The sequence below is a fragment of the Mesorhizobium sp. WSM4848 genome (assembly GCF_055811375.1).
On record NZ_JBVVPX010000067.1, the window covers coordinates 1 to 12,474 of the forward strand.

The window sequence follows — 12,474 nt, forward strand, 5'->3', positions numbered from 1 at the left end:
AATGGTGGCCGGCTCCATACCGGAATGCTGGCCGGTGTTTGATCGGAATGGCGGCCGGCTTCACGTCGGAATCCGCAATTTTTCGATAGCGAGAGCAGAGGCGGAGCTGACCTTTCAAGGCTATTTCGCGAACGATTCTCGGCAGGCCTTCCAACTCCGCTTCCCGCGCAGGGAAGCGGTAAGCCCATGCGCCTTCGACCAGCATGCGACGGGCCCGAGAGTTCCCGGCCTTAGCGATCCCACCTCGTTTGACATGTTCACCTGTCGAGCTCTCTGACGGAACGAGGCCAAGAATGCCATCAGCTGGCGGGGATTTTCGAAGCGGCGGATGTCGCCAATTTCGGCAACAAAGACGACGGCGGCAATCAACGACACGCCTCGTAACGCCTGATAGGCTTCGACAACAGGAGCCATCGTCCAGGATTTGACAGTCTCCCAGATCAGATCGGTCAGACGCTTCAAGCCACCTCGGCGTCCTCGATCGCTTGGCAGTATTCCTTGAATACGATGAAGTGCGCCGGATGCTCGAATTTCAGAGTCGATATCCACCGCACATGCGCCAGCGACCAGGATGAGCGGCCCGAATAGATGCGGCCATGTCGAAGGAGGAACGATTGAAGCTGCTGACGCGCCCACTTTTGAGCCTCCTGGGCTGCTTCTCGGGCCCGCACGAGATCGCGCATAGCCTCATGCCCGCGGTCCGGCACCCAAACCGATGTCAGCTCACCCGCACGATGTAACCGTGCCAAGCTGACCGCATCGCGCCGGTTGGTCTTCACTCGATCTCCGGGACGCTTGGGAATTAGTGCCGGTGCAACCACCACACAATCATGGCCCCATCTCTGTGAGAGACGGTGGGTTTGTAACCTGTAGGCCCTGCCTCGTAACAGAAGTGGAGCTTTGCTCCTCGCTTGGCCAGCTTTTGCACGATGGATGACACCGAGGCCGGATCTGAGGGTATGTCTCCGAAAAACCTTCCTCACCACCCCGCTCGCCATCCGCGACGGCTGCAGAAATCTTCAGTTTTGAGACGTCCAGACCGATGAAAAGTCTGCTACGCTGATCCATGGTCGGCTTCGGCCACTCCGAAGCAACCCCCGATCTCAGCTTACGGCGAGGGTGAGCCGCCTTCACCCCGAGAACATACGGTCTGAGCCGCTCGACCTGGCTTGTGACTTCGCTGTCGCCGGGCAGCGAGAAGATGTCATTCCACTCGATGAAGGGCGGTGACATTGCCGGTCTGTTTGCCCGCTTTGAGGCCCTGCGGCAGAAAGCGCAGGTCCGGCAGGGCAAACTGTATCCAGTGGTAGTCATCCAGGAGGCGGGGTTGGACGGCTTCTGGATCGAGAGAGTACTCGCAGCAGAGTCCTGGATTGAAAGCTACGTGGTCGATGCCGCCTCGATTGCGGTGCCGCGCGCAAGCGGCGGCGAGCAAAGACCGACCGGATCGATGGCGAGACGTTAATCCGGACGCTGATGGCCTACAAGCGAGGAGAGCCACGGGTGTGCTCGATGGTCTAGGTGCTGAGCCTCGAGGCAGAAGATCGGCTCCGCATTTCCCGCGAACGCAAGGCGCTGGTGGCCGAGAGGATTGCTCACAACAACCGGATCAAGGGGCTTCTCTTCAACCAAGGGATCCGGGGCTGGTTCAAAGGTGGCAGAGCCAGGGCGCAAGTATATGGGCGGGAACCACTTCGAGCCCCCAGCGCGATATGGATCGGATGCCTTGTCGCGCAGCGGCCGCCAAATCATCGTCATGGACCGCCCTGCCGAGCACGTTCTGCGACAAAAAGCAATTCTTAACTTCCTCTCAACAGCACGACACGATGGCTTGTCTAGGAGTTCGGACCCGAGCCATCACGGTGATCGAACTTGTTCGCGAAGGCCATCATAAGTTCTTCGGCCTTCAGAATAACTTTCGGTGCTCGCGCTCGGAGCACTATCCCGACTAGGTTTCACGTATGACCTATTGGAGCAAGCTCATGTCCACTAGACGTAAAGTCGTTATCACATGCGCAGTGACTGGCGCGGCGCATACACCGACGATGTCGCCTTTTCTGCCGATTTCTCCGGATCAGATCGCCGAGCAGGCAATCGCCGCGGGGGAGGCGGGCGCCGCCATCGTCCATTTTCACGCTCGCAATCCTGAGGATGGCCGTCCGACAACAGATCCAGACGTATACGCTCCGGCAATCGATCGGGTCCGACGGGAGTCCAATGTGATCGTAAGTATCACAACGAGTGGCGGCCCAAACGCGACCCCTGAAGACAGGATAGCGGCTGCCCTTCGGTTCAAACCAGAGTTGGCCTCCCTGAACATGGGGTCTCTTTCTCCCTACGGACGGCAGAGGATCCTCGACAAGTTCGAGCACTGGCAGCATGCCTGGGAGCAGGAACTGTTCGCTGCGGCGCCGTCCCGGGTCTATCCGAATACGGAGGAGATTATCACCCGGACGGTCGCGGAGGTTGGCACTGGCGGCACACGCTTCGAGTGCGAATGCTACGACGTTGGGCACTTGTACAACGTCGCCTATTTCGCGGATATCGGCCTGCTGAAGCCGCCCTTCATTATCCAAACGGTCTTCGGGTTCAGTGGCGGGATCGGCATCGAGGCTGACAACATGACACACATGCGCACCGTCGCCGATCGGCTATTCGGGAGGGACTACCATTGGTCGGTCCTGGCCCCCGGAAAGCATCAGTTCCGGCTGTGCACCATGGGAGCGGCAATGGGCTCTAACGTTCGTGTCGGTATGGAAGACAATCTCTACCTCGAGAAAGGCAAACTGGCCCGATCCAATGCCGAGCAGGTGGCGCGGATGCGGGACATTCTGAGCCTTTTGTCCTTCGACATCGCAACGCCGGACGAGGCCCGGGAGATGCTTGGGCTCAAAGGGCGGATCTGGAAATCGAGCGTTGAGCGCCCGCGCGACGGATGACCGAAATGACCAAGAAGCGAACTCTGGATCCCATCCGGACAGCGCCGGGACCTTGGAGCGACAAAGATATTAGGCGCATGCCAACCCAAGGGTTTCAGAAGGCTCTAGGGATAGCAATCGACGAGGTTTGCCGCGACTTCGTCACTGCACATATAGATATCGAGGATCAGCACATCAATTCTGTCCGCGCGGTGCATGGCGGAGTACTCATGTCGCTTGCGGACAGCCTAGGCGCGATGGGGGCGCTGCAAAATCTCGGGCCGGCGCAGAAAACCGCGACGCTTGAATCCAAAACGAATTTCATGCGTCCGTGCACGGGATCGAGGATCACCGCCGAATGCCGGCCGCTTCACCTGGGTCGGCAGACATCGGTGTGGCACACCATCGTACGAGATGAAGACGGCAGGGTCTGCGCCCACGTCTGGCAGACACAGATCCACATAGACGCCAAGGCCTGACAATCTCAGATAAGAGTAGAACACAGGTTAACGGCCGAATCCCGTGAAACACATTGAGCAGCGGACGACCCGCAAGCGTACCGAACTGGCGCCCATTTGCGACGTCGACGCCATGTTGGGCCGCGGCGTGCAGTTCGCGGGCAACGACCTGCGCGGACGCTCGGTGGTGGTTCAGGAGCTCGGCAATGGGTGCCGACGGTCTTCACTAAGAACCGGACCCGGCTGCTGACCACCGAGATGTCACGTAAGGTGATGGCGGCGGCGATCCTGGCGCATCGCGAGGTCGCGCCACTTTTGTCGGACGTTGTACGACGCATGGCCGGTGAAGCAAAGCATCGCCCCGGTGCCCGGGACTTCTTGTAAAACCGCGCATCCGGATCGGTGGTGGAGGCATGGGTGGCATTGGATCGCTTCTCGCCCTGGAAAACGACTTCGGCATTGCGGTTCTAGCGGCTGGGGCGGTGCATCGGGTCTGTCTCGGCTTCGGTCGATTGGGCTTGATCTTTGGCGGGGCGTCGGATCCGGGCGGACTGCCCGTGTCGTCATCGGACGGGGAAGGGTGATCTCACACAGGCCGACGGCGATGCCGAACGGCACGCTGCCCACGACATGATCCACCGCCACTCCCCCGGATCGACCCGGCAATTGACGCTGGGCGCTGACAGGGCTTCGATGCAGCCGAGTTCGTCGCCGATCTTCGGCAAGCCTGTGTCACCCCACATATCGCGCAGAAAGTGAGATATTCAGCGGTCGATGGCCGAACCACCCGGCACGAGGGCCACGCCAAGTCCCAAAGGACCGACCACTATTTCAGCGACCTGTTAGACGATGAAATTGGTTTCGCTTGTCGCGCTTGCAATGCGACAATCACACGGCTGGCGCGCGTTCGCACCCGAATAGTCATCATAATTAATCCGATCCTTTCATAACAAGCATCCGTTTCGCGCCCGACATCTTTTGGCTACTGTGCGGAAGATCGTCGCGATACCGTGACGTCTACCCGGGGACAAGGGACGGCGTCCGGCGCCGCATATGGCGCCATAAACAGGGAGGAAAAACATGACAATCACAAGACGGAACCTGATCAAATCAGGAGTGGCCGCCGGCGCCGCATTGACGGTTCCCTCAGCGCTTTGGGCGAAAGCGGCGCCCTCGGGAGGCAATACAGTACCAATGGTGATGGGAGATATCCAGATCTTCGACCCGGTCTTCACCACATCGAGTTCTACACAAAATCATGCGATGGCGATCTATGACACACTATTTGCGCTGGATGCTGACCTCGCGCCGCAACCACAAATGGTGGGCAAGTGGGATGTCTCCGAGGATAAGAAGACCTACACATTTGAACTCCGTGACGGCCTGTCCTGGCATGACGATACGCCGGTCACTGCGGCTGACTGTGTCGCCTCGATCCGCCGTTGGGGCGAAGTTGTCTCTAAGGGGCAGCTGTTGCTGGAGCGCGCTAGCGATATCTCCGCAACAGGCGAAAAAAGTTTTACGATCACGCTCAAGGAGCCACTTGGTCTAGTCCTCGACATTCTGGCGTCTCCCGGGCAGCCGCTATTCATGATGCGCGAGCAGGATGCGACCCTTCCCGCAACCAAGCAGGTGACCACGAACATTGGTTCGGGGCCATTCAAGTTTAATGCGGATCTTACCAGGCCCGGCGCGCGCTACGCTTATGAGCGCAACGACGCGTACGTACCCCGCGACGAGCCAGCTAGCGGCCACGCAGGCGGCAAGATCGTGAACATCGAGCAGGCCATCTGGGAAAACATTACGGATCCCCAGACCACGCTGGCGGCTCTGCAGGCGGGCGAGGTGGATTTCTGGCTGAGTCCGGTTGCTGATCTTTTCCCCGCCATCGAAAGCGATCCGAACCTTGTGCTTGACACGCTAGGGCGCAATGGTGAGGACTGGTTTGCTCGGATAAACTGTCTGCAGCCGCCGTTCGACAACGTCAAGATACGCCAGGCGCTGCTGCACCTGATCGACCAGAACGCCTTCCTGAGCCTGTTGTCTCCCAACCCGAACTTCGGCAGGACCGTTACTTCGATGTTCGGAGTCGCATCAAACTACTCGAACAATGTGAATACCGACTGGTTCAAGGAGGGCGGCGACCTTGAGAAGGCAAAGCAACTGATCGCCGAGGCCGGCTATGCTGGCGAGAAGGTCGTCATCCTTGATCCGACGGACTGGCATGAAAGCGACTTGGCGTCGCAATTGCTTGCCGACATGTTGAGGAAGGCCGGAATCAGTGCCGAGCTCGCTCCGATGAGCTGGAGCGAACTGGCCGTGCGGCGGGACAAGAGGGTGCCGGCCGACGAAGGCGGCTGGAGCATCTTCATCACGTCGGGTACCGACTTCACTATGGGTGATCCACTTGGGCCTTCCGCTTTCCGTTTGAACGGAGAACAGGCCTGGTATGGTTGGCCTCAGAACGATGAATACGAAGCACTGCGCGCCAAATGGCCGGATCTTGAGAGGCAGGAGGAGCGCATGGAACTCGCCCGAGAGATGCAGCGCATCTGGTGGGACTACGTCCCGCAAGTTTTCCTTTGCCGGACATTGGGACCGTCCGCGCGTAGCAAGTCGCTGGTGGATTTGATCAGTTCCCCACCGCCCGAAGTGGCCATGTGGAACATGCGGAAAGTCTCCACCCGATGACGTCTTACATCCTTCGCCGGATGATTTCGGCCATCGCCGTCATGGCGATGGTCGGGATCTTCGTCTTCCTTCTGATCCGGCTGGCGCCGGGCGATCCGGCCGCGGTCATGGCCGGGCGGAACGCGACCGAAGAGATGATGGCCGGCATCCGCGAGCAGCTCGGACTGAACGAGCCTCTGCCGGTTCAGTTTCTCCAGTGGCTCACGGCCATGATGCATGGCGATTTCGGTATCTCGATCTTTTCCGGCCGCCCCGTCCTCGATCTTCTGGTGCAGCGGCTTGAGCCGACGATCTCGCTGGCGCTCCTCACCCTAGGGCTCTCGGTATCGGTGGGCGTGTCCTTCGGCATGCTTGCCGCCTGGCGAGCTGGCGGTCTGGTGGATCGGCTCCTCACGGCCTTTTCAGCGTTTGGTTATTCCATCCCCGTCTTTGTCATAGGCTTTTTCCTCATCTACTTCTTCGCTATCAGGGCACACTGGCTGCCCGTACAGGGATACGTGCCGATCGATCTGGGTATCGGACGTTGGTTCGTGCATCTGGTCCTGCCCACCGTGGCGTTAAGTCTTGGCTACATTGCATTCATTGCCCGAGTTACCCGGGCGAGCATGCTCGAGGTTCTGGCGGAAGACTATATGCGAACAGCCGCCGCCAAGGGCGCTTCGTCCTATGCCATGCTTTTTCACCATGCCTTGAAGAATGCCGGCGTGCCGATCCTGACCGTTGTCGGCATAAGCTTCGCTTATTTGATCGGCGGAGTCGTCCTAACGGAGACAGTATTCAACATACCCGGTATCGGTCGTCTGGTGGTCGATGCGATCAACAATCGCGACTATCCCATCATCCAGAGCGTGCTCATCCTGACTTCGGGTCTGTATGTCCTTGTCAATCTCGCGATCGATCTGGCCTACACGCTGATCGACCCCCGTATACGGTACTGATATGACGATTTCGTCCGCATCAGTTGAATACGTCCCGACGGCTCGCCTGCGAATCTCTGACGCTCCCCGCCTGGCAAGGCGTCATCCGCTGGTCGTGATAGGCGGCGGCCTCTTGGCTTTGTTGATCATTTTGGCTCTCGCTGCCCCGATTTACGCCGGCGATCCATTGAACATGGATCCATTCAAACGCCTTCAGCCGCTTTCAGCCGAAATGTGGTTCGGAACCGATAATTTGGGCCGGGATGTGTTTGCGCGAACGATCTACGGTGCCCGGATCTCACTTTTGGTGGGGTTGGCGGCGGCGGCTGGTGCGGCTCTGGGCGGCCTTCTAATCGGTGTCATCGCCGGCTATGTCCGCGGCTTCGATAATATCGCCATGCGGGTCATGGACGGCCTGATGTCGATCCCGACGATTCTGCTGGCTATTGCGCTCATTTCTCTGACCGGGCCCGGCATCGGCATCCTCATCGTCGCCATCGCAATCCCCGAGACGCCTAGCATCGCTCGGCTGGTTCGCTCGGTGGTTCTGGGTGTTCGCGAGCGTCCCTACGTGGAGGCCGCGCTCTGCGGCGGTGCGCGCCTGCCGAAAGTGCTGTGGCGGCACATCCTGCCGAGCACCATTCCGTCGCTGATGGTCCAGAGCGCCGGCGTCTGCGCAAGCGCGATTCTGACAGAGGCGGGGCTGAGCTTCCTCGGCGTGGGCGTGCCGCCCGAGATTCCGAGCTGGGGCAACATGATTTCAAGCTCTCGGCTGTATCTCGCTATCGCCCCATTGACGATCTTCGCCCCAGGCATCTGTCTTGCCGTCACGGTCCTTGCCGTCAACCTGCTCGGGGACGGATTGCGCGACCTGTTCGACCCCCTCGCCAAGCGGAGGCGCTAACGTGCAGATGCATCAAACTGTAGGGAACGATGTGCTTCTCGATGTTCGAGACCTTGAGACGCACTTTTACGGTGACGAAAGCGTCACCCGAGCGCTCGGCGGCATCAGCTTTCAGGTAAAGAAAGGCGAAACGCTCGGCGTAGTCGGCGAATCGGGGTGCGGGAAAAGCGTCACCGCTCTCTCCATCCTTCGCCTGCTGCCGAAGCTCAGCGCCAGGACTGTCGGCGGCGAGGTCCGCTTTCGCGGACGCGACCTCCTTGAGCTGTCCGATCGCGAGATGCGACATATCCGCGGCGACCAGATCGCCATGATCTTCCAGGAGCCGATGACTAGCCTAAACCCCGTTTATACGGTTGGCCGCCAGATCGCCGAGGCGGTGCAGATCCACACGGAAGCGTCCCGGACAGTGGCTATGGCGAAGGCCGAAGAGATGCTCCGTCTCGTCCGCATCGCGGACCCCGAGCGCCGCGTCAACAACTATCCCCACGAAATGTCGGGCGGCATGCGCCAGCGCGCCATGATCGCCATGGCTCTTGCCTGCTCGCCGGAACTGTTGATTGCCGACGAGCCAACTACTGCGCTTGACGTTACTATCCAGGCGCAGATCCTGCGGCTCATCGTCGATCTGAAAGAGCGCCTGGGAACGGCCGTCATGTTCATTACGCATGATTTGGGAGTTGTAGCCGAGACATGCCAACGCGTGATCGTGATGTATGCTGGCCGTATCGTAGAACAGGCGAACGTGATAGATTTGTTTGCGCGTCCCGCGCATCCCTACACCCAGGGCCTCATGCGATCGGTGCCTGACCGGCGGCGCGGCCGACAGCGCCGCCTTCCAGAAATTCCCGGCATTGTCCCAAGTCTGCGCGAGCCCATTATCGGGTGCAGCCTTGCTCCTCGCTGCCCCTTCGCCATCGACATTTGCCGCGACAAGACGCCCGCCCTGCGTGATGTCGGGTCGAGCCACGCCGCAGCTTGCTGGCGCGCCGAAGAGGTGATGGGCGCATGAACGGTCCTCTGCTGAAAGTCGAGAATCTGACCAAGCATTATCCGCTTGGCTCGGGAATCCTCAAGAAGACAATCCCAGTGATCCGGGCGGTGGAGGATGTATCCTTTTCCGTTGAGGCAGGCGAGACACTTTGCGTCGTTGGCGAATCCGGCTGCGGCAAGTCGACTGTCGCGCGGCTCTTGATGCGACTCGTGGAGCCGACAAGCGGGCGCGTGCTGATTGACGGGACCGACATCGCGGGTCTCAAGAAACACGCGCTTCACGCGTGGCGCCGTCGGATGCAGATGGTCTTTCAGGATCCTTACTCGTCGCTGAATCCGCGCCTCACCGCTGGACAGATCATCACCGAACCCGTCGAGAACTTTGAGCGCCTCGACCGAAGGCAGCGTCAAGCGCTTGCCGCGGACCTTCTCCGAAAGGTCGGAATGTCGCCTGAGATGATGCACCGGCTCCCCTCCGAGTTGTCGGGCGGTCAGCGCCAGCGTCTCGGCATTGCACGCGCCCTGTCGCTCAACCCCTCGCTCATCATCGCCGACGAAGCGGTGTCAGCCCTTGACGTCTCCGTGCAGGCGCAGATTCTGAATCTGCTTCTGGATCTCCAGCAGCAGATGGGCCTCGCCTTCGTCTTCATCTCACATGACCTTGGCGTGGTGGAGCATATCGGCCATCGCGTTGCGGTCATGTATCTGGGACGGATCGTGGAACTAGCCCCATGCGAGGCGCTCTTTGCCAATCCGGTCCATCCCTACACCGAAGCGCTGATCGCTGCAGCTCCGGTGCCGGATCCGACCCGGGTTCGGCTGGAGGCGCCCGTTGAGGGCGAGGTGCCAAGCCCCATCAATCCGCCGAGAGGGTGCGCGTTCCATCCGCGCTGTCCGCTCGCGGTCGAGCGGTGCCGCGTCGAGATACCGCCTTTGGTGCCAATGCCAGACGGGCGCCTCGCTGCCTGTCATGTGCGCGCTCCAGCCACGGACATTGCGGCCCAGCCGGCTGCGGCGGCCAATTTTCGACACACTGTTCCTGGGGCATATGCATGAGAATCCTGGCCCCCTCACGTTGCGCATCGTCTCCAGATCCTGCCGGAGCGCAAAAAGGCGGTTGGGGCTGATGCGCGAGTATACTGACTTACGCCACCTCCCAAGGCGTGCCGGCCCGGCAGTGAGCTTAGTCTCTTGCCGGGCCTTCAATTTGCTGAGCGTCTACCCAGTCAGCCGCTCTCCGAGGCGATGTTGAAGGAATTGCTCACCTATGCGGTCCATGAGCTCGGCTTCGACTTCACGTGGGCGGCTGAAAGCCCGAGAAAGGTATCGTCAGGCCGAGTTCGTACGTTCTATGCTGAGGCAGGCAGGCGATTTTGGCATCCGGTCGGGCATTACGATCCCGATCAGGACGGCGTTTGGCCATATGTTCATGCTGACCGTCGCATCGCACAAGCCATCGCTATCGCTGGAGCGCGACATCGATCAGCAAGGCCCTCGACGCCGGAAGACTTGCGCAGCCAACCGCCCCGGCGACGAAGCTCAAGCTCATCCAGAACACGGGAAATCTAAACTGCGCGATCTAGCAGAATTACAGTTGTACGCCCCTATCGTCTAGCAGGATGTTGAAAAGTTCGGGTTGAAATGATGATCGCGAAAGGAATCCTTGCCGCTGAGCCTGCGAGATACGCAGTGTGCATCGCCGCCCGCGGATCAATAGAACCTAGAACTCCAATATTTCAACCCTCTTGCCATCGAGAAACAAACATGACGGGATCAAGTGATCTTGGAAACGAAATGCAGGCCGAGCTTTCAAGCTTTGGTATAAAGCAACTTCAGCGCTTTCTGGCTCACTACAATGAGACGGTAAGGGAACGGAGTTCAATCTTGTCGTGCATTGAAGCTGAAGAAACTGCTGTTGCTCGTCTACTTCCTCCTGCTGACGAATTAACCGCCTTGGCTTTCGAATTTGTCCACAGGTTCGCGGCCGAAGCAGCGCGACGCCTGGATGTTATTGCCCGGGAGGCGGCTTGACGCGCCTGGCTCTTTGGTTCCAGAGGCGCAAAATAAGCAAAAACATGGCATGCGCATTGAAGACTGGGCGGGCCAGATTGCAGGACCAACACATCTGGAAAGACACTTTGGGATACCGCGCTCCACACTGCATTGGTGGCAGCGGCACAACGAGGTGATTGCGTTGCGAAAAGGCGCCCGCAAACATGTGTTCCCCCTGGCTCAGTTCATCGATGGCGGGCCTACGCCGGGAATCCGGCAGGTGCTCGCCTCAATTTCTGATCCCAGACTAGCGTAGCTGTGGTTGATCCGCCCGTCGCCTCTCCTCAATAGTCGCGTCCCCATCGAAATGCTCAGAAAAGATTTGATTGCAGAAGTCGCATCGGCCGCACGAGCCTTTTCTCAAATAGCGCCCAGCTGACGGGGGAACTGTTGCAACCTATAAGTAACCCAGTTCGGTCTATGCCTCCGGCAAGCTCCGGAGGTTTATGATGTTCAAAGGCCGTCATTTCGATCGCTCGGTAATCCTGCTGTGCGTACGGTGGTATTTGGCCTACAATCTCAGTCTCCGGAATCTGGAAGAGATGATGGCTGAGCGAGGTATCTCCGTCGACCACGCGACGGTGCATCGCTGGGTCATCCGGTACTCACCCGAGCTGCTGAGGCGGTTCAATCAGCCAAAGCGAAGCGTCACTGCTAAGTGGCATGTCGACGAGACATATATCAAAGTACGGGGCCAGTGGCGCTATCTCTACCGTGCCATCGATAGCAACGGCGACACCGTAGAGTTCTGGTTCAGCGAGCGACGCAATCTGGTTGCGGCGAAACGATTTCTGCGAAAGGCCCTCAAGCGGCATGGCCGTCCTGAGAGGATTGTGATCGATGGCAGTCAGACCAACCGCGAAGCGATCCTGTCTTGCGATACCCTAGACCGGCTACATAGAAGATTGCAGCGTGATCTGAAGCCCATTAGCATTCGACAAAGTGTCTACCTCAACAATCGCATTGAGCAGGACCATCGGGCCGTCAAGCGGCGTGTTCGATCGATGCTCGGCTTCAAGTCGATAGTGTCAGCGCGAGTGATCCTGGGTGGAATCGAGATGATCCATGATGCGCAAACAACAGGCGAAGTACGCCTGCAATGGGCAACCATCGCTCGCCGAGCAGTTTCACCTGCTTGTCGCAGGAGTGCATCGCAAGGCATCTGCTACTTCTACGCTCCAATTTGGATTTGCGACAAAGCCTGAAGACGACGTGAAAGTACTGGTTGTCGAGCAGCTCGGCGCGTCGATCCTCCAGCCATTGCGCACGGGCGAGCGATTGGCAGCGGGGACAATGCCTGTCGCGGCAGCTGTTGAAGGCGATGCGCCGGTGGCCGCATTGATCGCACGCCTCGATGTGCCCACCGCGCGCGGCGGTCCGGTTCTATCGCCGTTATGACGCGGCGCTGAGCGGTCGATAACGATGTGTGCTGGGCACGGTAGGGCTCGCCGTAGCGGCGGAATGCGTATTCCGATGAAGCCGGCCAGTCATTCCGATTTCATTCCGGCCACCATTCCGATTTGAAGGCGGCCATATCTCGGACT

General features: G+C 59.4%; 9 protein-coding genes and 7 pseudogenes. 13 read left to right on the forward strand and 3 right to left on the reverse strand.

The features are described from left to right. Positions 1-1,068: pseudogene (locus AC0L16_RS32750) on the reverse strand (IS110 family RNA-guided transposase); the annotation flags it as partial. Positions 1,069-1,150: 82 nt separating this feature from the next. Between AC0L16_RS32750 and AC0L16_RS32755 the strand changes: the two are divergent. The 3 genes and pseudogenes from AC0L16_RS32755 to AC0L16_RS32765 all read left to right on the forward strand — a co-directional run. Then, positions 1,151-1,638 (forward strand): annotated as a pseudogene (locus tag AC0L16_RS32755) (transposase); the annotation flags it as partial. A 344-nt stretch (positions 1,639-1,982) separates the two neighbouring features. Next, positions 1,983-2,939, forward strand: a complete 957-nt coding sequence (gene kce, locus AC0L16_RS32760; protein WP_473625659.1) for a 3,5-dioxohexanoate:acetyl-CoA acetone transferase — start codon at positions 1,983-1,985, stop codon at positions 2,937-2,939. Between the two features lie 5 nt (positions 2,940-2,944). Beyond that, on the forward strand, positions 2,945-3,397 hold the full coding sequence (locus AC0L16_RS32765; protein WP_473625661.1) for a PaaI family thioesterase: 453 nt from the start codon (positions 2,945-2,947) through the stop codon (positions 3,395-3,397). Between the two features lie 315 nt (positions 3,398-3,712). Here the strand turns inward: AC0L16_RS32765 and AC0L16_RS32770 are convergent. Continuing rightward, positions 3,713-3,840, reverse strand: a pseudogene (locus AC0L16_RS32770) (IS5/IS1182 family transposase); the annotation flags it as partial. A 112-nt stretch (positions 3,841-3,952) separates the two neighbouring features. Between AC0L16_RS32770 and AC0L16_RS32775 the strand changes: the two are divergent. From AC0L16_RS32775 to AC0L16_RS32820, 10 genes and pseudogenes are all read left to right on the forward strand, one after another. Beyond that, positions 3,953-4,194, forward strand: a pseudogene (locus AC0L16_RS32775) (IS5/IS1182 family transposase); the annotation flags it as partial. A gap of 262 nt (positions 4,195-4,456) precedes the next feature. Further along, positions 4,457-6,067, forward strand: coding sequence for an ABC transporter substrate-binding protein (locus AC0L16_RS32780; protein WP_473625662.1), 1,611 nt, complete (start codon positions 4,457-4,459; stop codon positions 6,065-6,067). Further along, positions 6,064-7,005 (forward strand): ABC transporter permease, encoded by a 942-nt coding sequence (locus AC0L16_RS32785; protein ID WP_473625663.1) that lies wholly within the window; start codon positions 6,064-6,066, stop codon positions 7,003-7,005. Before AC0L16_RS32780 ends, AC0L16_RS32785 begins: the two co-directional genes overlap by 4 nt. Before the next feature lies 1 nt (position 7,006). Continuing rightward, positions 7,007-7,888, forward strand: a complete 882-nt coding sequence (locus tag AC0L16_RS32790; protein WP_473625664.1) for an ABC transporter permease — start codon at positions 7,007-7,009, stop codon at positions 7,886-7,888. 7 nt (positions 7,889-7,895) lie between these two features. Continuing rightward, positions 7,896-8,897 carry an ABC transporter ATP-binding protein gene (locus AC0L16_RS32795; protein WP_473625669.1) on the forward strand — a complete coding sequence of 334 codons (1,002 nt, stop codon included), beginning with the start codon at positions 7,896-7,898 and terminating at the stop codon, positions 8,895-8,897. Next, on the forward strand, positions 8,894-9,934 hold the full coding sequence (locus tag AC0L16_RS32800) for an ABC transporter ATP-binding protein (RefSeq protein WP_473625665.1): 1,041 nt from the start codon (positions 8,894-8,896) through the stop codon (positions 9,932-9,934). The genes AC0L16_RS32795 and AC0L16_RS32800 overlap by 4 nt, the downstream gene beginning before the upstream one ends. Positions 9,935-10,171: 237 nt before the next feature. Next, positions 10,172-10,364 (forward strand): annotated as a pseudogene (locus AC0L16_RS32805) (autoinducer binding domain-containing protein); the annotation flags it as partial. A gap of 308 nt (positions 10,365-10,672) precedes the next feature. Beyond that, positions 10,673-10,909, forward strand: coding sequence for a hypothetical protein (locus AC0L16_RS32810; protein ID WP_473625667.1), 237 nt, complete (start codon positions 10,673-10,675; stop codon positions 10,907-10,909). A gap of 49 nt (positions 10,910-10,958) precedes the next feature. Beyond that, positions 10,959-11,186 (forward strand): antitoxin Xre/MbcA/ParS-like domain-containing protein, encoded by a 228-nt coding sequence (locus AC0L16_RS32815; protein WP_473625668.1) that lies wholly within the window; start codon positions 10,959-10,961, stop codon positions 11,184-11,186. A gap of 193 nt (positions 11,187-11,379) precedes the next feature. Then, a pseudogene (locus AC0L16_RS32820) lies at positions 11,380-12,073 on the forward strand (IS6 family transposase); the annotation flags it as partial. Between the two features lie 60 nt (positions 12,074-12,133). On the opposite strand, the pseudogene AC0L16_RS32825 reads toward AC0L16_RS32820, so the two are convergent. Further along, positions 12,134-12,392: pseudogene (locus AC0L16_RS32825) on the reverse strand (transposase zinc-binding domain-containing protein); the annotation flags it as partial. Between the last annotated feature and the right edge of the window lie 82 nt (positions 12,393-12,474).

Coding starts and splice junctions, on each gene's coding strand:
- AC0L16_RS32790 (WP_473625664.1), top strand. CDS start 7,007: ATGACGATTTCGTCCGCATCAGTTGAATACGTCCCGACGGCTCGCCTG.
- kce (WP_473625659.1), top strand. CDS start 1,983: ATGTCCACTAGACGTAAAGTCGTTATCACATGCGCAGTGACTGGCGCG.
- AC0L16_RS32800 (WP_473625665.1), top strand. CDS start 8,894: ATGAACGGTCCTCTGCTGAAAGTCGAGAATCTGACCAAGCATTATCCG.
- AC0L16_RS32810 (WP_473625667.1), top strand. CDS start 10,673: ATGCAGGCCGAGCTTTCAAGCTTTGGTATAAAGCAACTTCAGCGCTTT.
- AC0L16_RS32765 (WP_473625661.1), top strand. CDS start 2,945: ATGACCAAGAAGCGAACTCTGGATCCCATCCGGACAGCGCCGGGACCT.
- AC0L16_RS32780 (WP_473625662.1), top strand. CDS start 4,457: ATGACAATCACAAGACGGAACCTGATCAAATCAGGAGTGGCCGCCGGC.
- AC0L16_RS32795 (WP_473625669.1), top strand. CDS start 7,896: ATGCATCAAACTGTAGGGAACGATGTGCTTCTCGATGTTCGAGACCTT.
- AC0L16_RS32785 (WP_473625663.1), top strand. CDS start 6,064: ATGACGTCTTACATCCTTCGCCGGATGATTTCGGCCATCGCCGTCATG.
- AC0L16_RS32815 (WP_473625668.1), top strand. CDS start 10,959: ATGCGCATTGAAGACTGGGCGGGCCAGATTGCAGGACCAACACATCTG.